At 59.3% G+C, this 23,069-nt stretch carries 22 protein-coding genes; 19 read left to right on the forward strand and 3 right to left on the reverse strand.

The window, feature by feature from the left end; genetic code table 11:
- The first annotated feature begins 27 nt into the window (after positions 1-27).
- The 3 genes from aat to infA all read left to right on the forward strand — a co-directional run bounded on the left by aat (position 28) and on the right by infA (position 1,803).
- A complete protein-coding gene (gene aat, locus ACM6G4_RS02010; protein ID WP_056723866.1) occupies positions 28-708 on the forward strand; it encodes a leucyl/phenylalanyl-tRNA--protein transferase in 681 nt (226 codons plus the stop codon).
- 57 nt (positions 709-765) lie between these two features.
- Complete coding sequence (locus ACM6G4_RS02015) at positions 766-1,473, forward strand: arginyltransferase (protein ID WP_056723815.1); 708 nt, start codon at positions 766-768, stop codon at positions 1,471-1,473.
- A 111-nt stretch (positions 1,474-1,584) separates the two neighbouring features.
- Entirely contained in the window at positions 1,585-1,803 is a 219-nt protein-coding gene (gene infA, locus ACM6G4_RS02020) for a translation initiation factor IF-1 (RefSeq protein ID WP_002553999.1), read from the forward strand.
- A gap of 204 nt (positions 1,804-2,007) precedes the next feature.
- On the opposite strand, the gene clpA is transcribed toward infA, so the two are convergent.
- A complete protein-coding gene (gene clpA, locus ACM6G4_RS02025; protein WP_056723817.1) occupies positions 2,008-4,278 on the reverse strand; it encodes an ATP-dependent Clp protease ATP-binding subunit ClpA in 2,271 nt (756 codons plus the stop codon).
- A gap of 30 nt (positions 4,279-4,308) precedes the next feature.
- Positions 4,309-4,692, reverse strand: a complete 384-nt coding sequence (gene clpS, locus ACM6G4_RS02030; RefSeq protein ID WP_056723819.1) for an ATP-dependent Clp protease adapter ClpS — start codon at positions 4,690-4,692, stop codon at positions 4,309-4,311.
- 224 nt (positions 4,693-4,916) lie between these two features.
- On the opposite strand from clpS, the gene cspD reads away from it, so the two are divergent.
- Entirely contained in the window at positions 4,917-5,171 is a 255-nt protein-coding gene (gene cspD / locus ACM6G4_RS02035; RefSeq protein ID WP_414912933.1) for a cold shock domain-containing protein CspD, read from the forward strand.
- An 81-nt stretch (positions 5,172-5,252) separates the two neighbouring features.
- Here cspD and icd read toward each other — a convergent pair whose 3' ends face one another.
- On the reverse strand, positions 5,253-6,509 hold the full coding sequence (gene icd / locus ACM6G4_RS02040; protein ID WP_007972065.1) for an NADP-dependent isocitrate dehydrogenase: 1,257 nt from the start codon (positions 6,507-6,509) through the stop codon (positions 5,253-5,255).
- Between icd and ACM6G4_RS02045 the strand changes: the two genes are divergently transcribed.
- The 15 genes from ACM6G4_RS02045 (at position 6,508) to nuoF (ending at position 22,959) form a co-directional block, all read left to right on the forward strand.
- A complete protein-coding gene (locus ACM6G4_RS02045; protein WP_177336465.1) occupies positions 6,508-6,675 on the forward strand; it encodes a hypothetical protein in 168 nt (55 codons plus the stop codon). The two genes, icd and ACM6G4_RS02045, sit on opposite strands and share 2 nt — an antisense overlap.
- Positions 6,676-7,002: 327 nt before the next feature.
- The gene (locus ACM6G4_RS02050) at positions 7,003-9,228 is read left to right on the forward strand and encodes an NADP-dependent isocitrate dehydrogenase (RefSeq protein ID WP_414912934.1); all 2,226 of its coding nucleotides are present in this window, start codon (positions 7,003-7,005) and stop codon (positions 9,226-9,228) included.
- A gap of 169 nt (positions 9,229-9,397) precedes the next feature.
- On the forward strand, positions 9,398-9,844 hold the full coding sequence (locus tag ACM6G4_RS02055) for an NUDIX hydrolase (protein WP_056723827.1): 447 nt from the start codon (positions 9,398-9,400) through the stop codon (positions 9,842-9,844).
- A gap of 59 nt (positions 9,845-9,903) precedes the next feature.
- Positions 9,904-11,037, forward strand: a complete 1,134-nt coding sequence (gene mnmA / locus ACM6G4_RS02060; protein ID WP_056723828.1) for a tRNA 2-thiouridine(34) synthase MnmA — start codon at positions 9,904-9,906, stop codon at positions 11,035-11,037.
- Positions 11,034-11,657, forward strand: coding sequence for a high frequency lysogenization protein HflD (gene hflD / locus ACM6G4_RS02065; protein WP_008053455.1), 624 nt, complete (start codon positions 11,034-11,036; stop codon positions 11,655-11,657). The genes mnmA and hflD overlap by 4 nt, the downstream gene beginning before the upstream one ends.
- Positions 11,658-11,781: 124 nt before the next feature.
- Entirely contained in the window at positions 11,782-13,152 is a 1,371-nt protein-coding gene (gene purB, locus ACM6G4_RS02070) for an adenylosuccinate lyase (RefSeq protein WP_007972090.1), read from the forward strand.
- An 87-nt stretch (positions 13,153-13,239) separates the two neighbouring features.
- The gene (locus ACM6G4_RS02075) at positions 13,240-14,409 is read left to right on the forward strand and encodes a cupin domain-containing protein (protein ID WP_223541442.1); all 1,170 of its coding nucleotides are present in this window, start codon (positions 13,240-13,242) and stop codon (positions 14,407-14,409) included.
- Positions 14,402-14,827, forward strand: a complete 426-nt coding sequence (locus ACM6G4_RS02080; RefSeq protein WP_056723832.1) for a GNAT family N-acetyltransferase — start codon at positions 14,402-14,404, stop codon at positions 14,825-14,827. The genes ACM6G4_RS02075 and ACM6G4_RS02080 overlap by 8 nt, the downstream gene beginning before the upstream one ends.
- Positions 14,828-15,040: 213 nt before the next feature.
- Positions 15,041-15,802, forward strand: a complete 762-nt coding sequence (locus ACM6G4_RS02085; protein WP_223541443.1) for a secretin N-terminal domain-containing protein — start codon at positions 15,041-15,043, stop codon at positions 15,800-15,802.
- A gap of 473 nt (positions 15,803-16,275) precedes the next feature.
- Positions 16,276-17,601 (forward strand): isocitrate lyase, encoded by a 1,326-nt coding sequence (gene aceA, locus ACM6G4_RS02090; RefSeq protein ID WP_034146910.1) that lies wholly within the window; start codon positions 16,276-16,278, stop codon positions 17,599-17,601.
- A 549-nt stretch (positions 17,602-18,150) separates the two neighbouring features.
- The gene (locus ACM6G4_RS02095; protein ID WP_003223812.1) at positions 18,151-18,564 is read left to right on the forward strand and encodes an NADH-quinone oxidoreductase subunit A; all 414 of its coding nucleotides are present in this window, start codon (positions 18,151-18,153) and stop codon (positions 18,562-18,564) included.
- 10 nt (positions 18,565-18,574) lie between these two features.
- Positions 18,575-19,249 carry a NuoB/complex I 20 kDa subunit family protein gene (locus ACM6G4_RS02100; protein ID WP_007970441.1) on the forward strand — a complete coding sequence of 225 codons (675 nt, stop codon included), beginning with the start codon at positions 18,575-18,577 and terminating at the stop codon, positions 19,247-19,249.
- Positions 19,250-19,322: 73 nt separating this feature from the next.
- Entirely contained in the window at positions 19,323-21,107 is a 1,785-nt protein-coding gene (gene nuoC, locus ACM6G4_RS02105; protein WP_056723835.1) for an NADH-quinone oxidoreductase subunit C/D, read from the forward strand.
- 2 nt (positions 21,108-21,109) lie between these two features.
- On the forward strand, positions 21,110-21,607 hold the full coding sequence (gene nuoE, locus ACM6G4_RS02110; RefSeq protein ID WP_008020715.1) for an NADH-quinone oxidoreductase subunit NuoE: 498 nt from the start codon (positions 21,110-21,112) through the stop codon (positions 21,605-21,607).
- On the forward strand, positions 21,604-22,959 hold the full coding sequence (nuoF, locus tag ACM6G4_RS02115; RefSeq protein WP_095966502.1) for an NADH-quinone oxidoreductase subunit NuoF: 1,356 nt from the start codon (positions 21,604-21,606) through the stop codon (positions 22,957-22,959). Before nuoE ends, nuoF begins: the two co-directional genes overlap by 4 nt.
- Positions 22,960-23,069: the final 110 nt, after the last annotated feature.

Below are 23,069 nucleotides of genomic sequence, written 5' to 3' on the forward strand. Positions count from 1 at the left end.
CCCTCCCCTACTGCAAGCCTGGATGCCATGCTGACTTGGTTACAACGCAACACCTTGCATTTCCCACCGCTGGAAAAGGCCATGCGCGACCCCAACGGGCTTCTGGCTGCCGGTGGTGATCTGTCCGCCGATCGGCTGATCTCGGCTTATCGCCACGGCTGCTTCCCATGGTTTTCCGAAGGCCAGCCGATCCTCTGGTGGTCGCCGGACCCGCGTACCGTGCTGTTTCCCGACGAATTGCACATCTCGCGCAGCCTGAACAAACTGCTGCGCCAGCAACGCTATCAAGTGACCTTTGACCAGGACTTCGCTGCCGTCATCCGCGCCTGTGCAGCTCCCCGGGAGTACGCTGACGGCACGTGGATTACCGAGGCCATGCAGGACGCCTACATCGAGCTGCACAGGCGTGGACACGCGCACTCGGTGGAAGTGTGGGACGGGGACGAACTCGTGGGCGGGCTCTACGGCCTGGCAATGGGCCAGCTGTTTTTCGGCGAATCCATGTTCAGTCTCGCCGACAACGCCTCGAAATTCGGCTTTGCCACACTGGTGCGGCATCTGAAAGACTCGGGTTTTGTACTGATCGATTGCCAGATGCCCACCGACCACCTGCACAGCCTGGGCGCACGCGCCATTCCTCGCCGTGAATTTGCCAGCTATCTGGCCAGGCACCTGGACCAAGCCAACACCGCCACCTGGGTTTGCTGAGCGACTTTCTCCCGTGTGGCTTACACTTATTCAAAAGCATTATCCCGAGGGTTGATCATGACCGAGTTGGCGCGTTTGAAGTTCTATGCCACTCAGCCGCACTCTTGCAGTTATCTGCCCGAGGAGCAGGCCACAACCCTGTTTCTCGACCCTAGTCAGCCCATGGATGTGCATGTCTATGCAGACCTGTCGGAAATGGGGTTTCGTCGCAGTGGCGATCATCTCTATCGGCCGCATTGCCAGAATTGCAATGCCTGCGTTCCGGCGCGCATTCCCGTGGGGCAGTTCACGCCCAACCGGCAACAGAAACGCATCTTCAAGCGCAACGTGGATTTGCAGGTGCGTCCGGCCAGGCCCGGCTTCAATGAAGAGTACTTCGACCTTTACCAGCGCTATATCGAACAGCGTCACGCCGATGGCGACATGTATCCGCCGAGTCGTGACCAGTTCTCGACATTCCTGGTGCGGGACCTGCCGTTTTCCCGATTTTACGAGTTCCGCCTGAACGGCCAGCTTCTGGCCGTCGCCGTCACCGATTTACTGCCGAACGGTCTTTCGGCGGTCTACACCTTCTACGAACCGGCCGAAGAGCGCCGCAGCCTTGGGCGCTATGCAATCCTCTGGCAAATCGCCGAGGCCAGGCGGCTGGGGCTGGATGCGGTCTACCTCGGCTACTGGATCAAAAACTGCAAAAAAATGAACTACAAGACTCAATATCGCCCTATTGAGTTGCTGATTAATCAGCGCTGGGTGGTTCTAAACTAGAGCCGACCCTAAACCCCTTGGCTTAAACCCCACTTTTCGGGCACAATGCACGCCGCTTTTGCCTGGCGCAGTTGCACCGGGCCATTCATTGGACACCGAGGGCTTTACTGCATGTCGAAAGAAGACAGCTTCGAAATGGAAGGCACTGTCGTCGACACCCTGCCCAACACCATGTTTCGTGTGGAGTTGGAAAATGGGCACGTCGTAACCGCGCACATCTCCGGCAAGATGCGCAAGAACTACATCCGTATTCTTACCGGCGACAAAGTGCGCGTAGAGCTGACTCCCTATGACTTGAGCAAAGGGCGCATCACTTACCGCGCCCGTTAATCAAGTCAATACAAGACGCCCGGCTCATGCCGGGCGTTTTTGTTTGCCTGCGATTTAGCTGCCGCACGCTGCCCTTGTAGGAGCTGCCGAAGGCTGCGATCTTTTGATCTTAAAAACAAAATCAAAAGATCGCAGCCTTCGGCAGCTCCTACAGACAGCAAAAAGGCGCCAATTGGCGCCTTTTTGCTTTATTGCGGTTTAACGTCAGGCCATCTCGGCCGTGGTCTCGAACTCGAAGGTCAGCTCACCATCCTTGATGTCGATGTGCACTACACCGCCATGCTCGGCCAGTTCGCCAAAGAGAATCTCCTCCGCCAGCGGACGCTTGATCTTGTCCTGGATCAGGCGAGCCATTGGGCGAGCCCCCATCGCCGCGTCATAGCCACCTTCGGCCAGCCAGTTGCGGGCTGCATCGGTGACCTCCAGCAACACACGCTTGTCTTCCAGTTGCGCCTGAAGCTCGGTAAGGAACTTGTCCACCACGCTCTTGATGACCTCATGACTGAGGCGACCAAACTGGATGATGGTGTCCAGACGGTTGCGGAATTCCGGCGTGAAGCTCTTCTTGATCACTTCCATCGCATCGGACGAGTGATCCTGATAGGTGAAACCGATCGAAGCGCGGGCTGCGGTCTCGGCACCGGCGTTGGTCGTCATGATGACGATCACGTTGCGGAAATCCGCCTTGCGCCCGTTGTTATCGGTCAGCGTACCGTGGTCCATGACCTGCAGCAGCAGGTTGAAGACTTCCGGATGCGCCTTCTCGATCTCATCGAGCAACAGCACGCAGTGTGGCTGCTTGGTGATGGCTTCGGTCAGCAGACCGCCCTGATCGAACCCGACATAGCCTGGAGGCGCACCGATCAGACGCGATACGGTGTGGCGCTCCATGTACTCGGACATGTCGAAACGAATCAGCTCGACACCCAGGGCCTTGGCCAACTGACGCGCCGCTTCGGTTTTACCGACACCGGTAGGCCCTGCGAACAGGAACGAACCGACAGGCTTGTCAGGGGACTTGAGGCCGGCACGGGACAGCTTGATCGCGGTAGCCAGCGAGTCGATCGCGGCGTCCTGACCGAACACGGTCAACTTCAGGTCACGCTCGAGGTTACGCAGCAGTTCCTTGTCGGAGCTGGTGACGTGTTTTGGCGGAATCCGCGCGATTTTCGCGACGATATCCTCGACTTGCGGCACTTCGATGCGCTTCACACGCTTCTCGACCGGTTGCAGGCGCTGGTAGGCACCCGCCTCGTCGATGACGTCGATGGCCTTGTCCGGCATGTGACGGTCATTGATGTAGCGCGAAGCCAGTTCGGCAGCCGCGCGCAGGGCTTCATCACTGTATTCGATATTGTGATGGCTTTCGAAACGCCCTTTCAGGCCACGCAGAATGCCAATGGTGTCTTCCACCGAAGGCTCCGACACATCGACCTTCTGGAAGCGCCGGGCCAAGGCACGGTCCTTCTCGAAGATGCCGCGGAATTCCTGGAAGGTGGTCGAACCGATGCAACGGATATCACCGGACGACAGCAGCGGCTTGAGCAGGTTCGAGGCATCCATGACGCCACCGGACGCGGCACCCGCACCAATGATGGTGTGGATCTCGTCGATGAACAGGATCGCCTGCGGACGTTTTTTCAGTTCATTGAGCAACGCCTTGAAGCGCTTCTCGAAATCGCCACGGTACTTGGTACCGGCCAGCAAGGCACCCAGGTCGAGGGAGTAAACCACACTGTTGGCCAGCAGGTCCGGCACCTGGTTGTCGACAATGCGCTTGGCCAGGCCTTCGGCAATCGCGGTTTTACCCACGCCCGCCTCGCCCACCAGCAGCGGATTGTTCTTGCGGCGACGCGCCAGGATCTGCGCGACACGCTCGACTTCCAGCTCACGACCTACCAACGGATCGATGCGACCCTGGCGCGCGAGTTCGTTGAGGTTGCTGGCATAAGCATCCAGGGGATTGCCCGAGGAAGAAGACTCACCACCCTCGTCGTCCTGCATATCTTGCTCACCTTCAGAGTGATCGCCATGCCCCGGCACCTTGGAAATGCCATGGGCGATGTAGTTGACGACATCTATACGGGCAACGCTCTGCTGTTTCAGCAGGAACACCGCCTGACTCTCTTGCTCACTGAAGATCGCGACCAGCACATTGGCACCAGTCACTTCGCGTTTGCCCGAGCTCTGTACGTGAAACACAGCACGTTGCAGTACACGCTGGAAGCCCAGGGTTGGCTGGGTTTCGCGATCCTCGTCATGCACGGGAATCAATGGCGTGGTGGAGTCGATGAACTCCTGCAGGTCATGCTTGAGTTTGTCGAGGTTTGCGCCGCACGCACGCAGAACGGTGGCGGCAGCCTCATTGTCCAATAGGGCCAGCAAGAGGTGTTCGACAGTCATGAACTCATGACGCTTCGAACGAGCTTCCTTGAAGGCAAGATTGAGGGTGACTTCGAGCTCGCGGTTTAACATAGCTTCACCTCATACCCAAGTGGTCGGCGATTAACCGTCCTTCTCGATTTCACAGAGTAGCGGATGCTGGCTTTCCCTGGCGTACTGGTTGACCTGCATGGCCTTGGTCTCGGCGATGTCGCGGGTAAACACTCCACATACTGCCCGTCCTTCTGTATGGACGGCCAGCATGACCTTGGTCGCCAGCTCGCGATTCAGGTTAAAAAACACCTCGAGCACTTCGACGACGAAATCCATCGGTGTGTAGTCATCATTGAACAAAACCACCTTGTACATCGGCGGCGCCTGTAGTGCAGGCTTTGCCTCCTGAACAGCAATGCCTGCGGAATCGTCGTCGTGTGCCCCCGGCTGATCTTTTTGAAGAACCGGGCGATCCTGATTGAATGTTAGTCGAATCTGGCTGATTGCATGCATGGAAAGAAAGGTTCGTCAGTTGTTCAAATACAGTGGTGGGGGCGGCTATCAGCGATTTCAACTCCGACTGCCGGGTCAGCTTGACTATCGGCAAAAGGGTGTTACAACCAATAGAGCCCACAGTGGGTAAAAAAGGTCCGCGGAGTCAATCTTATTTACAGATTCGACTGCGGATGTACTGGATGATACTCCAGTGATGGAGTCTGTTGCAGAGGGAGTTGGGTATGGCTGTCGGCAAGGTGAAGTGGTTCAACAATGCCAAGGGTTACGGATTCATCAACGAGGAAGGCAAGACAGAAGATCTGTTTGCCCACTACTCAGCCATTAAAATGGATGGTTATAAAACCCTGAAAGCCGGGCAAGCTGTCGTATTCGATATCATCCAGGGCCCCAAGGGCCTGCACGCGGTCAACATCGGGAACCCGGTGGACGCTTCAAAAGCGACGGCATCCACCCCGCAACAGACCGTTACAGTGTAAGTCCACACCGTCATTGCGACATAAAAAAACCGCCTGGTTCAATCTCTCGAATCAGGCGGTTTTTTGTGTGCCAGCGTTTTCTTACATGTGCGAGATCAGCGCATCGCCGAAGCCGGAAGACGACACCAACTTGGCACCTTCCATCAGGCGCTCGAAGTCATAGGTCACGGTCTTGGCGGAAATCGCGCCGTTGGTGCCCTTGATGATCAGGTCGGCCGCTTCGGTCCAGCCCATGTGGCGCAGCATCATTTCAGCGGACAGGATCAGCGACCCCGGGTTGACCTGGTCCTTGCCTGCGTACTTCGGCGCGGTACCGTGGGTGGCTTCGAACATGGCCACGGTGTCGGACAGGTTGGCACCCGGCGCGATACCGATACCGCCCACTTCCGCCGCCAGGGCGTCGGAGAGGTAGTCGCCGTTCAGGTTCAGGGTCGCGATCACATCGTACTCGGCCGGGCGCAACAGGATCTGCTGGAGCATGGCGTCGGCGATGGCATCCTTGACGATGACGTTCTTGCCGGTTTTCGGGTTCTTGAACTGCATCCACGGACCGCCGTCGAGCAGGGTCGCGCCGAACTCTTCAGCCGCCACTTCGTAGGCCCATTCCTTGAAGGCACCTTCGGTGAACTTCATGATGTTGCCTTTGTGCACGATGGTCAGCGAATCGCGATCATTATCGACCACATATTGCAGGGCCTTGCGTGCCAGACGCTTGGTGCCTTGCAGGGACACCGGCTTGACGCCGATACCGCAGTTCTCGTCGAAACGGATCTTGGTAACGCCCATTTCTTCTTTCAGGAACTTGATGACCTTGGTGGCTTCCGGCGTACCGGCCTTCCACTCGATGCCCGCGTAGATGTCTTCGGAGTTCTCGCGGAAAATGGTCATGTCGACATCGCCAGGCTTTTTCACCGGGCTAGGCACGCCTTCGAACCAGCGCACCGGGCGCAGGCAGACGTACAGGTCGAGTTGCTGGCGCAGGGCCACGTTCAGGGAACGGATGCCGCCACCGACCGGAGTGGTCAGCGGGCCCTTGATGGAAACCACGTAATCCTTGACCGCGTCCAGGGTTTCCTGAGGCAGCCAGGTGTCCTGATCGTAAACCTGAGTCGCTTTCTCCCCGGCGTACACCTCCATCCAGGAAATCTTGCGCTCGCCGCCGTAAGCCTTCTTAACGGCAGCATCGACAACCTTGATCATGACCGGGCTGATGTCGACGCCAATGCCGTCGCCTTCGATGAAGGGGATGATCGGGTTATTAGGAACATTGAGAGAATGGTCTGCATTGACGGTGATTTTGTCGCCGACGGCTGGAACCTGAATCTTCTTGTAACCCATGCTGAACTCCATTGATTGGATTGAACATCTGGCTTGGTTCGAGCGTAACCCAGTTGAATCGGCGCGCAAACCCTATGTTCCATCGATCTGGCGCAAAGCCTTGCAACTCGTGCGCTACAAGCCTGAAAGCAAAGGGAAAAGCGCCAAAACCAAGCACGACGTGTGACCTTACGCCCTGCTCGCCCCTGCGACCTTTAGACCAATGGACGACATTCGTTGCATATGAACCATCGGCAGATTGCCAGCTACCTATGTATAATGCCGCCCGCTGACCACAGGGTCACGACGGCTGAAGTGCTCTACGACGAGACTTTCCGCCCGGCAAGCCGGCCTGTTATCGCAGTCCGGCTACTTGACGCCCTACTGATGCACCCAACATCACAGCAACGAAACCTCGATATTCGGCTCATGGATGACTTTGAACGAACGCGCTTACCCGGCGCCCTCGAGTTTCTGCGCACGCTTTAGCAAAGAAGAGAGAGTTAATCCGAATATGCCCACCCGCTCGAAGATCATCTATACCTTCACCGACGAAGCTCCTGCCCTCGCCACCTATTCACTGTTGCCTATCGTAGAGGCGTTCACCGCCTCGGCTGATATCGCCGTTGAAACCCGCGATATCTCTCTTGCAGGGCGCATCCTGGCCAGCTTCCCCGAGCAACTGGGTGACAAAGCCGTAGCCGACCACCTCGCCGAACTGGGCGCCCTGGCCGTTACGCCTGAAGCCAACATCATCAAGCTACCGAACATCAGCGCTTCGGTTCCACAACTGCAAGCCGCGATCAAAGAGCTGCAAGCCCAGGGCTATGCACTTCCGGACTACCCCGAGACCGTCACTAGCGACGCCGACAAAGTAGCCAAGGCGCGTTACGACAAGATCAAGGGCAGCGCCGTGAACCCGGTCCTGCGTGAAGGCAACTCCGACCGCCGCGCACCGTTGTCGGTCAAGAACTACGCACGCAAGCACCCGCACAAAATGGGCGCGTGGGCCAAGGACTCCAAGTCCCACATCGCGCACATGAGCACCGGCGATTTCTACGGCAGCGAAAAAGCCGCCCTGATCGACGCCGCTGACGCCGTGAAAATCGAACTGATCGCTCAAGACGGCACTGCTACCGTCCTGAAAGAAAAGACCAGCGTACAAGCCGGCGAGATCCTCGATTGCGCGGTACTGAGCAAAAACGCCCTGCGCAGCTTCATCGCGGCCGAAATCGAAGACGCCAAGGCACAAGGCGTGCTGCTGTCGGTTCACCTGAAAGCCACCATGATGAAGGTCTCCGACCCGATCATGTTCGGCCAGATCGTTGCCGAGTTCTATAAAGACGCACTGGCCAAGCACGCTGACGTGCTGGCACAGATCGGCTTCAACCTGAACAACGGCATCGGCGACCTGTACGCTCGCATCAAGGCCCTGCCTGCTGAACAGCAAGCGGCCATCGAAGCTGACATCCAGGCGGTCTACGCCGTTCGCCCTTCCCTGGCGATGGTCAACTCCGACAAAGGCATCACCAACCTGCACGTGCCGAGCGACGTGATCGTCGACGCCTCGATGCCTGCGATGATCCGTGACTCCGGCAAGATGTGGGGCACCGACGGCCAGTTGCACGACACCAAGGCCGTGATCCCGGATCGCTGCTACGCCACCATCTACCAGGCCGTGATCGAAGATTGCAAAGCCAACGGTGCGTTCGATCCGACCACCATGGGCAGTGTGCCGAACGTTGGCCTGATGGCGAAGAAAGCCGAAGAGTACGGCTCCCACGACAAGACTTTCCAGATCAAGGCTGACGGCGTTGTTCGCGTCACCGACGGCAAGGGCAACCTGCTGATGGAACAGGCTGTTGAAGCCGGCGACATCTTCCGCATGTGCCAGACCAAAGACGCGCCGATCCAGGACTGGGTCAAACTGGCCGTCAACCGTGCTCGCGCAAGCGCGACCCCGGCGATCTTCTGGCTGGACCCGATGCGCGCCCACGACGGCGTAGTGATCGAGAAGGTTCAGGCTTACCTGAAGGATCACGACACTGCCGGCCTGGACATCCAGATCATGGCGCCGGTCGACGCAATGAAGTACACCCTGCAGCGCACCCGCGCCGGCAAGGACACCATCTCGGTGACCGGCAACGTACTGCGCGACTACCTGACCGACCTGTTCCCGATCATGGAACTGGGCACCAGCGCCAAGATGCTGTCGATCGTGCCGCTGATGAACGGCGGTGGCCTGTTCGAAACCGGCGCTGGCGGCTCGGCTCCGAAGCACGTTCAGCAGCTGCTGGAAGAGAACTTCCTGCGCTGGGATTCGCTGGGTGAATTCCTGGCCCTGGCCGCGTCCCTGGAACACCTGGGCGTGACCTACAACAATCCAAAGGCGCTGGTCCTGGCCAAGACCCTGGACCAGGCCACCGGCCAGTTCCTGGACAACAACAAGTCGCCATCGCGCAAAGTCGGCAACATCGACAACCGCGGCAGCCACTTCTACCTGGCGCTGTACTGGGCCCAGGCCCTGGCTGCCCAGACCGAAGACGCTGCACTGCAAGCGCAGTTCGCGACCCTGGCCAAGACCCTGACCGAGAACGAGGCGACCATCGTTGCCGAACTCAACGCCGTCCAGGGCAAGCCAGTGGACATCGGCGGCTACTACCACGCCGACGCCGAGCTGATCAGCAAGGCCATGCGCCCAAGCGCGACCTTCAACGCGGCAGTTGCTGCGCTGGTTTAAGGTTGTAAGGGAACACCACAAACCCCGGCCTTGTGCCGGGGTTTGTGTTTCTGGCGAAGATCAAAAGATCGCAGCCTTCGGCAGCTCCTACACCGATCCTTGTAGGAGCTGCCGAAGGCTGCGATCTTGGCAATTTCGAATACACCGAAGACCTTACCGAGGAAAACCCATGGACTGGAAACCCCACATCACCGTCGCCACTATCGTCGAGGACAACGGCCGCTTCCTGATGGTCGAAGAACACAAGGCCGGTCGCAACGTGCTCAACCAGCCTGCAGGTCATCTGGACCCGAACGAGACCCTGATTGAAGCCGCCGTGCGCGAAACCCTCGAGGAAACCGGCTGGGACGTCGAGCCCACCGGCGTGCTGGGAATTTATCTGTATACCGCCCCGAGCAACGGCGTGACCTACCAGCGGGTCTGCTTTATCGCCAAACCACTGAAACACCACCCGGATTATCAACTGGACGACGGCATCGTCGGCGCCAAGTGGTTGACCCGCGAGGAATTAATCGAGCAACGCGACAACTGGCGCAGCGAGCTGATCATCCGTTGCATCGACGACTATCTGGCAGGCCAACACTTCGACCTCGAATTGATCCGACCTTCTCTTTAGCCATGCAGGCCCGAGCCTGATAGAATCGCGTCCTTTTTCAAGACACTCATTGAATCCCTATGCGTGATCCAGCCCCTTCTGACACACAAAAGAAGCGCGTCATTGTCGGCATGTCCGGCGGCGTGGACTCTTCCGTTTCCGCCCTCCTGCTGATCGAGCAAGGCTATGAGGTGGAAGGCCTGTTCATGAAGAACTGGGAAGAAGACGATGGAACGGAATATTGCACCGCCATGGATGACCTGGCGGACGCCCAGGCCGTGTGCGACAAGATTGGCATCAAGCTGCACACCGCCAACTTCGCCGCCGAGTACTGGGACAACGTGTTCGAGCATTTCCTGGCCGAATACAAGGCCGGACGCACGCCGAACCCGGACATCCTGTGCAACCGCGAAATCAAGTTCAAGGCGTTCCTCGACTACGCCATGGTGCTTGGCGCCGACCTGATCGCCACCGGCCACTACGTGCGTCGCCGCGACATCGATGGCCGCACCGAACTGCTCAAGGGCCTGGACCCGAACAAGGACCAGAGCTACTTCCTGCACGCCGTCGGCGGTGAACAGATCGCCAAGACCCTGTTCCCGGTCGGCGAACTGGAAAAACCACAAGTGCGCGCCATTGCCGAGAAATACGAGCTGGCGACCGCGAAGAAAAAGGACTCCACCGGGATCTGCTTTATCGGCGAACGCCGCTTCAGCGACTTCCTCAAGCAGTACCTGCCGGCGCAACCGGGCGAGATCAAAACCACCGAAGGTGAAATCATCGGCCGCCACCACGGCCTGATGTACCACACCATCGGTCAGCGTCAGGGCCTGGGTATTGGCGGCCTGAAAGACGCCAGCGATGAGCCGTGGTACGTGCTGATCAAGGACCTGGAACACAACGAGCTGATCGTTGGCCAGGGCAATGATCACCCGTGGCTGTTCTCCCGCGCCCTGCTCGCTTCCGATATCTACTGGGTCAACCCGGTCGACCTGAGCCAGCCACGCAAGCTGACCGCCAAGGTTCGTTATCGCCAGAGCGACCAGCCGTGCACCCTGGAAAAAACCGCCACCGGTTATCGCGCGACCTTCGATGATCCGCAGCGCGCGGTCACCCCAGGCCAGTCCGTGGTGTTCTACGACGGTGAAATCTGCCTCGGCGGCGGCGTGATTGAAGTAGCCGAGCCGTGGACGAGCAAGGGCCAGGCCCTATGAACCCGATTCAGGAGCAACTGACGGCACTGGGCGGCGTGTTTCTCGCCGCGGTGCTGGTGGACAGGATCGCCAAGACCGGCCAGACCAACGAAGCCGGCCTGACCTGCATGCTCGGCAGCCTGCTGATCCGCGACCCCAAGGACACCCTGGAAGTCTACGGCGGCGACGACATCAACCTGCGTGAAGGCTACCGCGCACTGATCGGCGCCCTCGAGCGCGACCCAAGTGCCCTGCAGCGCGAGCCATTGCGTTATGCCCTGGCCATGCTCGGCCTTGAGCGCCAGCTGGCCAAGCGCAACGACATGCTCGACGTGATCGGCAAGCGCCTGCCGCAGATCCAGTCCCAGGTCGAACACTTCGGCCCGGCCCACGAAAACGTGGTCGCCGCCTGCGGCGCGCTGTATCAGGACACCCTGAGCACCCTGCGCCAACGCATCCAGGTACACGGCGACATGCGCAACCTGCAACAACCGAGCAATGCCTCGAAAATTCGTGCCCTGCTGCTGGCCGGCATTCGTTCGGCGCGCCTTTGGCGGCAATTGGGCGGTCATCGCTGGCAGCTGGTGATCAGTCGCCGCAAATTGCTCAAAGAGCTTTACCCCTTGATGCGTAACGAATAACCCGCATCGACAGATACGAACTCAGCAATACGCGTAATACGCCGGTCAGTTGGCGACGGACCGGCGGATTTTTTCATGTATGATACGCGCCCCATTTCGTTGCCCGACTGTCCGAGAACACCCCATGCAGCTTTCTTCGCTCACTGCGGTTTCCCCTGTTGACGGCCGCTACGCCGGCAAAACCCAGGCCCTGCGCCCAATTTTCAGCGAGTACGGCCTGATCCGTGCCCGCGTCCTGGTTGAAGTGCGCTGGCTCCAGCGCCTGGCCGCTCACCCTGCCATCAGTGAAGTGCCGGCGTTCTCCGCCGAAGCCAACGCTGTGCTCAACACCCTGGCGGAAAACTTCTCTCTGGAGCACGCCGAGCGCGTCAAAGAGATCGAGCGCACCACCAACCACGACGTCAAGGCCATCGAATACCTGCTCAAAGAGCAAGCGGCCAAGCTGCCGGAACTGGCCAAGGTCAGCGAGTTCATCCACTTTGCCTGCACCAGCGAGGACATCAACAACCTGTCCCACGCCCTGATGCTGCGCGAAGGCCGCGATGACGTGATGCTGCCGCTGATGCGCCAGACCGCCAACGCCATCCGCGAACTGGCGATCCGCTTCGCCGACGTTCCGATGCTGTCGCGCACCCACGGTCAGCCGGCCTCGCCGACCACCCTGGGCAAAGAACTGGCGAACGTGGTTTACCGCCTGGAGCGCCAGATCGCTCAAGTCGCTGCCGTTCCGCTGCTGGGCAAGATCAACGGCGCCGTCGGCAACTACAACGCCCACCTGTCGGCCTACCCTGAGATCGACTGGGAAGCCAACGCCCGCGCCTTCATCGAAGACGAATTGGGCCTGGGCTTCAACCCGTACACCACGCAGATCGAACCGCACGACTACATTGCCGAGCTGTTCGACGCGATCGCCCGTTTCAACACCATCCTGATCGACTTCGACCGCGACATCTGGGGCTACATCTCCCTGGGTTATTTCAAACAGCGCACCATCGCTGGCGAAATCGGTTCGTCGACCATGCCACACAAGGTCAACCCGATCGACTTCGAAAACTCCGAAGGCAATCTGGGTATCGCCAACGCGTTGTTCCAGCACCTGGCGAGCAAGCTGCCGATCTCCCGCTGGCAGCGCGACCTGACCGACTCCACCGTACTGCGCAACCTCGGTGTCGGCTTCGCCCACAGCGTGATCGCGTACGAAGCCAGCCTCAAGGGCATCAGCAAGCTTGAGCTCAACGAGCAGAAGATTGCCGCTGACCTGGACGCCTGCTGGGAAGTATTGGCCGAGCCGATCCAGACCGTGATGCGTCGCTACAACATCGAAAACCCGTACGAAAAGCTGAAAGAACTGACCCGCGGCAAGGGCATCAGCCCAGAAGCGCTGCAGACTTTCATCGACGGCCTGGACATGCCAGCCGCCGCCAAGGCCGAGTTGAAATTGCTCACCCCGGCCAACTACATCGGCAACGCTGTAGAACAAGCCAAGCGCATCTGATCGACCGCTAGACCCTTTATAAGACGCCCGGCCGCGCCGGGCGTTTTTATTCCCGTCTGAAAAGTGCATTTTTTCAATAGGTTACACATGAATCCTGATATTCCTCTTCAACTTCTGGGCGGCATCACGGCACGGGAATTCCTGCGCGACTACTGGCAGAAAAAGCCGCTGCTGATCCGTCAGGCCATTCCTGATTTCGAAAGCCCGATCGACGCCGACGAACTGGCCGGCCTGGCGCTGGAAGAAGAAGTCGAATCGCGACTGATCATCGAGAATGGCGAGCGTCCGTGGGAACTGCGTCGCGGCCCGTTCGCCGAAGATGAATTCAGCAAGCTGCCTGAAACTGACTGGACCCTGCTGGTTCAAGCCGTGGATCAGTTCGTCCCGGAAGTCAGCGAACTGCTGGAAAATTTCCGCTTTCTGCCAAGCTGGCGCATCGACGACGTGATGATCAGCTACGCCGCACCGGGTGGCAGCGTCGGTCCGCACTTCGACAACTACGACGTGTTCCTGCTGCAAGGCCACGGCAAGCGCAACTGGAAGATCGGCCAGATGTGCAACACCGAGAGCCCGATGCTGACCCACGCCGACCTGCGCATCCTCTCCGAATTCGAAGCCACCGATGAATGGGTGCTGGAACCGGGCGACATGCTCTACCTGCCACCGCGCCTGGCCCATTGCGGCGTTGCCGTTGATGAATGCATGACCTACTCGGTCGGCTTCCGCGCACCGAGCGCCGCTGAAGTGCTGACCCACTTCACCGACTTCCTCAGCCAGTTCCTGTCGGACGAAGAACGCTACACCGACGCCGACGCCTTGCCGACTGCCGACCCTCACCAGATCCAGCGTGACGCACTCGACCGCCTCAAAGGCTTGCTGGCCGAGCACATGAGCGACGAGCGCCTGCTGCTGACCTGGTTCGGCCAGTTCATGACCGAGCCACGCTACCCGGAACTGGTGGTGGGCCCGGAAGAGGTCGAAGAAGAAGACTTCATGTCCGCCCTGGAACAAGGCGCGATCCTGATTCGCAACCCGAGCGCACGCCTGGCGTGGTCTGAAGTCGATGACGACCTGCTGCTGTTCGCCAGCGGCCAAAGCCGTTACCTGCCGGGCAAACTGCGCGAACTGCTGAAGATGATCTGCGCCGCCGACGCGCTGCACGCCGACAACCTTGGCGACTGGCTAAGCGACGAAGACGGTCGTGGCCTGCTGTGCGAACTGGTCAAGCAAGGAAGCCTGGGGTTTGCCGATGAATAAGATTCACGTACGTGTCGCAGACTGGCAGAAGGACAACGCCGAGATCCGGCGCATTCGTGAGACGGTGTTCGTCGCCGAGCAATCCGTTCCGCCAGAACTGGAATGGGACGCCGATGACATTGATGCAGTGCATTTCCTCGCTTACGAAGGCGACTTTCCAATCGGCACCGCCCGCCTGCTGCCCGACGGCCACGTCGGCCGGGTGTCGGTACTCAAGGACTGGCGCGGCCTGAAAGTCGGTGATGCACTGATGCAAGCGGTCATCGCAGAGGCCGAAGAGCGCGGACTCAAGCAGCAGATGCTCAGCGCTCAGGTACAAGCCACGGCATTCTATGAGCGCCTGGGCTTTCACCTGGTCAGTGAGGAGTTCCTTGAAGCCGGGATTCCGCATGTGGACATGGTCCGCCATTCGGCCTGAGACCGAGGTACTCCTTTCGCGAGCAAGCCCGCTCCCACAAGGTTCACGCTGAACCTGTGGGAGCGGGCTTGCTCGCGAAGAGGCCAGAAAGCACACCACAAAACGCCCCGACATCGCACGATGCCGGGGCGTTTTGCTGTCTACGATTCAACTAGCGCCACGCCAGGCCGACAAACTGGCAATATCAAGCTTCAGAACGCGGAGATAACGGACATGTCCCTACGCACCCTGCTCACCACCTTGCTGCTCGGTTGCAGTTTTTCGGTGATGGCAGCCACAGAAATTGTGCCCCTCAAGTACCACACCAGCGCCGACCTGCTGCCGGTGGCGCAGGACTTCATCGGCAAGGACGGACAGGTCAGCGCCTACGGCAATCAACTCATCGTCAACGCCGATCAGCGCAAGATCGACGAACTTAAAGCCCTTCTTTCGCAACTCGACACCGCACCCAAGCGCCTGCTGATCACCGTCGACACCAGCGACAACAACTTCCAGGGTGACCAGGGTCATTCGGTGAACGGCGCCAAGCCAAGCCAGGCCCGCATCATCAACTACAGCACCGACAGCCGCGACGGCGGCATCCAGCAAGTGCAGGCCAGCGAAGGCGCACCGGCGCTGATCCAGGTCGGCCAGAGCGTGCCGCTGACCAGTTCGCAGACCGACTCCTACGGCGACCTGCGCAGCCAGACCGAATACCGCAACGTCACCCAGGGCTTCTACGTCACGGCAAACGTCACCGGCGACATCGTTCACCTGTCGATCAGCACCAACCGTGACCGCATGAGCCAGGAACGTCCTGATGTAGTGAACGTACAAAGCACCGACACAACCGTCACCGGCCACCTCGGTGAGTGGATCCTGCTGGCCGGGGTCAACGGCCAGACCCAGGCCGACAAACAGGGCCAGACCCGCAGCTACTCGACCCAGAGCCGCAACGACATGACATTGCGGGTGAAAGTCGACACCCTGGACTAAAGCACCAAAAACTGACTGACGAGTCGTATTAGACCAAAGATGTAGTGCCTGAAAAAAAGCACTACAAAACGTTTGACGAGCCAAAAAAGCAAAGGCATGATGGCCTCGCTCCCGCTAATCAGAGGCCCTGGCAAGGGCCTTCGAAGCGATGTTCGCACCTACCCCGCGAACCGCTTCGTGTCTGTACCGCCCACAAGGTGTGTTTGACGAGGTTGTCGACTGGAACGAAGTTGTCCCGAGGGACGGAAGCGTAATAGGTAACCCGGCACCACACTGATGTTCGCACCAAGGCCCACGACGCCCGAATGCGCCCGCAGTTCGCCTTTACCTGCTCACTTCCCCTCGAGCCGATCGCTCATCCCGTCGCCCTCCCCGCCGAACCCGACTTGACCGCTTAAGCTTCTGGTCAGCGAGCGCAGGAATTTTCCACCGCAGAACAACTTTTCATAAAGACGCGACGAGGTTTATCTCCCATGGCACTGACACGCGAACAGCAAATTGCAGCCCTCGAAAAAGACTGGGCTGAAAACCCGCGCTGGAAAGGCGTGACACGCACTTACTCCGCTGCTGACGTCGTCCGCCTGCGTGGCTCGGTTCAACCTGAGCACACCTTTGCAAAAATGGGCGCCGAGAAGCTGTGGAACCTGGTGACCCAGGGTGCCAAGCCAGCCTTCCGTCCTGAGAAAGATTTCGTCAACTGCATGGGCGCCCTGACCGGCGGCCAGGCTGTACAACAAGTCAAGGCCGGCATCCAGGCGATCTACCTGTCTGGCTGGCAAGTGGCTGCGGACAACAACTCCGCCGAATCGATGTACCCGGACCAGTCGCTGTACCCGGTGGACTCGGTTCCAACCGTGGTCAAGCGCATCAACAACTCGTTCCGTCGTGCCGACCAGATCCAGTGGAAAGCCGGCAAGAACCCGGGCGACGACGGCTACATCGACTACTTCGCGCCAATCGTTGCTGACGCCGAAGCCGGTTTCGGCGGCGTACTGAACGCTTACGAGCTGATGAAGAGCATGATCGAAGCAGGCGCCGCCGGCGTTCACTTCGAAGACCAACTGGCTTCCGTGAAAAAATGCGGCCACATGGGCGGCAAGGTACTGGTTCCTACCCAGGAAGCCGTACAGAAGCTGACCGCTGCCCGCCTGGCTGCTGACGTTGCCGGTACTCCGACCATCATCCTGGCCCGTACCGACGCTAACGCAGCTGACCTGCTGACTTCGGACTGCGACCCGTACGACCAGCCATTCGTGACTGGCGAACGTACCCAGGAAGGCTTCTACAAAGTGCGCGCCGGTCTGGACCAGGCCATCGCTCGCGGCCTGGCCTACGCTCCGTACGCCGACCTGATCTGGTGCGAAACCGCCAAGCCGGACCTGGACGAAGCTCGTCGCTTCGCCGAAGCGATCAAAAAGGAATACCCGGACCAACTGCTGTCGTACAACTGCTCGCCTTCCTTCAACTGGAAGAAAAACCTGGACGACGCGACCATCGCCAAGTTCCAGCGCGAACTGTCCGCCATGGGTTACAAGCACCAGTTCATCACCCTGGCCGGCATTCACAACATGTGGCACAGCATGTTCAACCTGGCGCACGACTACGCCCGCAACGACATGACTGCCTACGTGAAGCTGCAAGAGCAGGAATTCGCTGACGCTTCGAAGGGCTACACCTTCGTGGCTCACCAGCAGGAAGTGGGCACCGGCTACTTCGACGACATGACCACCGTGATCCAGGGTGGCTCGTCCTCGGTAACCGCACTGACCGGTTCGACCGAAGAAGAACAGTTCCACTGATCTGCTTCGCCTGAAACATCAGCCGCTGCGGGCCGAATAGAAAGCTAACCGCAGCGCTGCACATCTGACGCCCCGACTGGTTCGGGGCGTTTTTTTGTGCGCGTTTTCCCAAACACCGCCACCCCCCTGTAGGAGCTGACGAGTGAAACGAGGCTGCGATCTTTCAAAGGCAAGATCAAAAGATCGCAGCCTCGTTTCACTCGTCAGCTCCTACGTAACGCGCATATAAGGCAACTTTCTGCGCACTTGCGGAATAAGCAGTTTAAAAACCACCACAAACAATATTGATTATCATTTAGCAACTACTATGTTCGTTACATTCCCTACAAAACATAATTGACGAAATGCCGGCTAATGCCCACGGGCCAAGGGCCACAGGGCTTTTGAGGCTCGCTATGTCCTTATTCCTATAATAAATTTCGCTATAGGAATTTTACTTGCCGGGTGTTTAGCCATAAAATCAGCGGGATTGATTGCTGCGACATATCGTCACTGCTTTTGTTTCTTTTCAAGCTCAGAGACCTTTGCTCTCTGTTAAGGATTACCAGCATGCCCGAAGCGACAGGACTCATGGCCCATAACTGGGGCTTTGCCATTTTCCTTCTAGGCGTCGTCGGCCTCTGTGCCTTCATGCTGGGCGTCTCCAGCCTCCTCGGGTCAAAAGCCTGGGGCCGCAGCAAAAACGAACCGTTCGAGTCCGGCATGCTACCTACAGGTGGCGCCCGCTTGCGGCTCTCAGCCAAATTCTATCTGGTCGCGATGTTGTTCGTGATCTTCGATATTGAAGCCCTCTTTCTCTTTGCATGGTCTGTGTCCGTCCGCGAAAGCGGCTGGACCGGATTCGTCGAAGCTCTCGTTTTCATAGCAATTCTGTTGGCAGGTCTTGTCTACCTATTCCGAGTGGGCGCCCTTGACTGGGCTCCGGAAGCTCGGCGCAAGCGGCAAGCGAAGCTGAAACAATGAGGCTTTGGCAATGCAATACAATCTCACCAGGATCGACCCCGATGCTCCTAACGAGCAGTATCCGATTGGCCAGCGGGAAACCGTTTCCGATCCGTTAGAAGATCAAGTCCACAAAAACATTTTCATGGGCAAGCTCGAAGACGTGCTTAACGGCACGATCAACTGGGGGCGCAAGAACTCCCTGTGGCCGTATAACTTCGGTCTTTCGTGCTGCTACGTGGAAATGACCACCGCCTTCACGGCGCCCCACGACATCGCGCGCTTTGGCGCCGAGGTTATCCGGGCATCGCCGCGCCAGGCGGATTTCATGGTTATCGCCGGTACCTGCTTCATCAAGATGGCGCCGATCATTCAGCGTCTCTACGAGCAAATGCTCGAACCTAAATGGGTCATTTCCATGGGTTCGTGCGCCAACTCCGGTGGCATGTACGACATCTACTCCGTCGTTCAAGGGGTGGACAAGTTCCTGCCCGTGGACGTCTACGTGCCTGGCTGCCCGCCCCGCCCTGAGGCTTTCCTGCAAGGCTTGATGCTGTTGCAGGAGTCGATTGGCCAGGAGCGTCGTCCACTTTCCTGGGTCGTTGGTGATCAAGGCGTGTATCGCGCCGAGATGCCTTCCGAAAAGGAAAAGCGCCGCGAACAGCGTATTCAGGTAACCAACCTGCGCAGCCCCGACGAAGTCTGATCCAGACCTGCTTCTTTAATAGAACGAGAACCTGGCTTCATTCTTTACGTTGACCGAAAGCGATAAAATAACCATGACTACAGGCAGTGCTCTGTACATCCCGCCTTACAAGGCAGACGACCAGGATGTGGTCGTCGAACTGAACAACCGTTTTGGCCCGGAGGCGTTCACCGCCCAGCCGACCCGCACCGGCATGCCGGTGCTTTGGGTTGCCCGCGCCAAACTCGTCGAAGTCCTGGGCTTCCTGCGCAACCTGCCCAAGCCATACGTCATGCTCTATGACCTGCACGGCGTGGACGAGCGTCTGCGCACCAAGCGTCAAGGGCTGCCGAGCGGCGCCGACTTCTCCGTGTTCTATCACTTGATGTCGATCGAACGTAATAGTGACGTAATGATCAAGGTCGCCTTGTCCGAGAGCGACCTCAGCTTGCCGACCGTCACCAGCATCTGGCCGAACGCCAACTGGTACGAGCGTGAAGTCTGGGACATGTTCGGCATCGACTTCAAAGGTCACCCTCACCTGTCGCGCATCATGATGCCGCCGACCTGGGAAGGTCACCCGCTGCGCAAGGACTTCCCGGCCCGCGCCACCGAGTTCGACCCGTTCACCCTGAACCTGGCCAAGCAGCAACTCGAGGAAGAGTCCGCGCGCTTCAAGCCGGAAGACTGGGGCATGAAGCGTTCCGGCCCGAACGAGGACTACATGTTCCTCAACCTCGGCCCGAACCACCCGTCCGCGCACGGTGCGTTCCGTATCATCCTGCAGCTGGACGGTGAAGAAATCGTCGACTGCGTACCGGACGTCGGTTACCACCATCGTGGTGCCGAGAAGATGGCCGAGCGTCAGTCCTGGCACAGCTTCATCCCGTACACCGACCGTATCGACTACCTCGGCGGCGTGATGAACAACCTGCCGTACGTGCTCTCGGTCGAGAAGCTGGCCGGCATCAAGGTGCCGGAGAAGGTCGACGTCATCCGCATCATGATGGCCGAGTTCTTCCGGATCACCAGCCACCTGCTGTTCCTGGGTACCTACATCCAGGACGTCGGCGCCATGACCCCGGTGTTCTTCACCTTCACCGACCGCCAGAAGGCGTACACGGTGATCGAGGCCATTACCGGTTTCCGTCTGCACCCGGCCTGGTACCGCATCGGTGGCGTCGCCCACGACCTGCCGCGGGGCTGGGAAAAACTGGTCAAGGACTTCGTCGAGTGGATGCCCAAGCGTCTGGACGAATATCAGAAAGCCGCACTGGACAACAGCATCCTGCGTGGCCGGACCATCGGCGTTGCCGCCTACAACACCAAAGAGGCCCTGGAATGGGGCGTCACCGGTGCCGGCCTGCGTTCGACCGGCTGCGATTTCGACCTGCGTAAAGCGCGTCCGTACTCGGGCTACGAGAACTTCGAATTCGAAGTGCCGCTGGCCGCCAATGGCGATGCCTACGACCGCTGCATCGTGCGTGTCGAGGAGATGCGCCAGAGCATCAAGATCATCGACCAGTGCCTGCGCAACATGCCGGAAGGCCCGTACAAGGCGGATCACCCGCTGACCACGCCGCCACCGAAAGAGCGCACCCTGCAGCACATCGAAACCTTGATCACGCACTTCCTGCAAGTATCGTGGGGCCCGGTCATGCCGGCCAACGAATCCTTCCAGATGATCGAAGCGACCAAGGGCATCAACAGTTATTACCTGACGAGCGATGGCGGCACCATGAGCTACCGCACCCGGATTCGTACCCCAAGCTTCCCGCACCTGCAGCAGATCCCTTCGGTGATCAAAGGCAGCATGGTCGCGGACTTGATTGCGTACCTGGGTAGTATCGATTTCGTTATGGCCGACGTGGACCGCTAAGCATGAACAGCACGCTTATCCAGACAGACCGTTTCACCTTGAGTGAAACCGAGCGCTCGGCCATCGAGCACGAGCTGCATCACTACGAAGACCCGCGCGCGGCGTCGATCGAAGCCCTGAAGATCGTCCAGAAGGAACGTGGCTGGGTGCCGGACGGCGCCTTGTACGCCATCGGCGAGATCCTCGGCATCCCGGCCAGCGACGTTGAAGGCGTGGCTACTTTCTATAGCCAGATCTTCCGTCAGCCGGTTGGCCGTCACATCATTCGCGTCTGCGACAGCATGGTCTGCTACATCGGCGGCCACGAGTCCGTGGTCAGCGAAATCCAGAGCAAGCTCGGCATCGGCCTGGGTCAGACCACCGCCGACGGTCGTTTCACCCTGCTGCCGGTCTGCTGCCTCGGCAACTGCGACAAGGCGCCGGCGTTGATGATCGACGACGACACGTTCGGTGATGTGCAGCCAGCAGGCGTTGCCAAATTGCTCGAGGGCTACGTATGACCCTGACTTCCTTCGGTCCGGCCAACCGCATCAAGCGTTCGGCCGAGACTCACCCGCTCACCTGGCGCCTGCGTGACGACGGCGAAGCCGTATGGCTCGACGAGTACCAGGCCAAGAACGGTTACGCCGCTGCGCGCAAGGCCTTCGCCGACATGGCTCAGGACGACATCGTCCAGACCGTGAAGGATTCCGGCCTCAAGGGTCGCGGCGGTGCAGGCTTCCCCACTGGCGTGAAGTGGGGCCTGATGCCCAAGGACGAATCCATCAACATCCGCTACCTGCTGTGCAACGCGGATGAAATGGAACCCAACACCTGGAAAGACCGCATGCTGATGGAGCAACTGCCCCATCTGCTGATCGAAGGCATGCTGATCAGTGCCCGCGCGCTGAAAACCTACCGTGGCTATATCTTCCTGCGTGGCGAGTACACCACCGCCGCCAAGCACCTCAACCGTGCCGTGGAAGAAGCCAAGGCAGCGGGCCTGCTGGGCAAGAACATTCTGGGCAGCGGCTTCGATTTCGAGCTGTTCGTCCACACCGGCGCCGGGCGTTACATCTGCGGTGAAGAAACCGCATTGATCAACTCCCTGGAAGGCCGCCGCGCCAACCCGCGCTCCAAGCCGCCCTTCCCTGCCGCCGTAGGCGTGTGGGGCAAGCCGACTTGCGTGAACAACGTCGAGACCCTGTGCAACGTGCCGGCGATCATCGCCGACGGCGTGGACTGGTACAAATCGTTGGCTCGCGAAGGCAGCGAAGACATGGGCACCAAGCTCATGGGCTTCTCCGGCAAGGTCAAGAACCCGGGCCTGTGGGAGCTGCCGTTCGGCGTCACCGGTCGCGAGCTGTTCGAAGACTACGCCGGCGGCATGCGCGACGGTTACAAGCTCAAGTGCTGGCAGCCTGGCGGCGCCGGTACCGGCTTCCTGTTGCCGGAACACCTGGACGCACAAATGTACGCCGGCGGCATCGCCAAGGTGGGCACCCGTATGGGTACCGGCCTGGCCATGGCGGTGGACGACAGCGTCAACATGGTGTCCCTGCTGCGCAACATGGAGCAGTTCTTCGCCCGCGAGTCCTGTGGCTTCTGCACCCCGTGCCGCGATGGCTTGCCATGGAGCGTCAAGCTCCTGATGGCCATCGAGAACGGTGAAGGCCAGCCAGGCGACATCGAGACCCTGCTGGGTCTGGTCGGCTTCCTCGGCCCAGGCAAGACCTTCTGTGCTCACGCACCGGGCGCCGTGGAGCCGTTGGGCAGCGCAATCAAATACTTCCGTCCAGAGTTCGAAGCCGGTATCGCGCCTGTCAGCGCCGCCGTCCCGCCCCTGGCAAGGCCGATCGTAGTCGGCGCGTAAACGCTTAAAAAAGCGAAGGGTCCGTGCCCTTCGCTTTTCGTGTGATGACGCCTTTAACGGCTGTGTTGATTCACGCGGATAACAAGATTCCATTAGCCACGCCCGCTGAC

The sequence above is a fragment of the Pseudomonas sp. IT-P258 genome (genome assembly GCF_949767825.1).
GTDB classification, from domain to species: Bacteria; Pseudomonadota; Gammaproteobacteria; order Pseudomonadales; family Pseudomonadaceae; genus Aquipseudomonas; species Aquipseudomonas monachiensis.

Coding starts and splice junctions, on each gene's coding strand:
- aat (WP_056723866.1), top strand. CDS start 28: ATGCTGACTTGGTTACAACGCAACACCTTGCATTTCCCACCGCTGGAA.
- ACM6G4_RS02015 (WP_056723815.1), top strand. CDS start 766: ATGACCGAGTTGGCGCGTTTGAAGTTCTATGCCACTCAGCCGCACTCT.
- infA (WP_002553999.1), top strand. CDS start 1,585: ATGTCGAAAGAAGACAGCTTCGAAATGGAAGGCACTGTCGTCGACACC.
- clpA (WP_056723817.1), bottom strand. CDS start 4,278: ATGTTAAACCGCGAGCTCGAAGTCACCCTCAATCTTGCCTTCAAGGAA.
- clpS (WP_056723819.1), bottom strand. CDS start 4,692: ATGCATGCAATCAGCCAGATTCGACTAACATTCAATCAGGATCGCCCG.
- cspD (WP_414912933.1), top strand. CDS start 4,917: ATGGCTGTCGGCAAGGTGAAGTGGTTCAACAATGCCAAGGGTTACGGA.
- ACM6G4_RS02045 (WP_177336465.1), top strand. CDS start 6,508: ATGCTGAACTCCATTGATTGGATTGAACATCTGGCTTGGTTCGAGCGT.
- icd (WP_007972065.1), bottom strand. CDS start 6,509: ATGGGTTACAAGAAGATTCAGGTTCCAGCCGTCGGCGACAAAATCACC.
- ACM6G4_RS02050 (WP_414912934.1), top strand. CDS start 7,003: ATGCCCACCCGCTCGAAGATCATCTATACCTTCACCGACGAAGCTCCT.
- ACM6G4_RS02055 (WP_056723827.1), top strand. CDS start 9,398: ATGGACTGGAAACCCCACATCACCGTCGCCACTATCGTCGAGGACAAC.
- mnmA (WP_056723828.1), top strand. CDS start 9,904: ATGCGTGATCCAGCCCCTTCTGACACACAAAAGAAGCGCGTCATTGTC.
- hflD (WP_008053455.1), top strand. CDS start 11,034: ATGAACCCGATTCAGGAGCAACTGACGGCACTGGGCGGCGTGTTTCTC.
- purB (WP_007972090.1), top strand. CDS start 11,782: ATGCAGCTTTCTTCGCTCACTGCGGTTTCCCCTGTTGACGGCCGCTAC.
- ACM6G4_RS02075 (WP_223541442.1), top strand. CDS start 13,240: ATGAATCCTGATATTCCTCTTCAACTTCTGGGCGGCATCACGGCACGG.
- ACM6G4_RS02080 (WP_056723832.1), top strand. CDS start 14,402: ATGAATAAGATTCACGTACGTGTCGCAGACTGGCAGAAGGACAACGCC.
- ACM6G4_RS02085 (WP_223541443.1), top strand. CDS start 15,041: ATGTCCCTACGCACCCTGCTCACCACCTTGCTGCTCGGTTGCAGTTTT.
- aceA (WP_034146910.1), top strand. CDS start 16,276: ATGGCACTGACACGCGAACAGCAAATTGCAGCCCTCGAAAAAGACTGG.
- ACM6G4_RS02095 (WP_003223812.1), top strand. CDS start 18,151: ATGCCCGAAGCGACAGGACTCATGGCCCATAACTGGGGCTTTGCCATT.
- ACM6G4_RS02100 (WP_007970441.1), top strand. CDS start 18,575: ATGCAATACAATCTCACCAGGATCGACCCCGATGCTCCTAACGAGCAG.
- nuoC (WP_056723835.1), top strand. CDS start 19,323: ATGACTACAGGCAGTGCTCTGTACATCCCGCCTTACAAGGCAGACGAC.
- nuoE (WP_008020715.1), top strand. CDS start 21,110: ATGAACAGCACGCTTATCCAGACAGACCGTTTCACCTTGAGTGAAACC.
- nuoF (WP_095966502.1), top strand. CDS start 21,604: ATGACCCTGACTTCCTTCGGTCCGGCCAACCGCATCAAGCGTTCGGCC.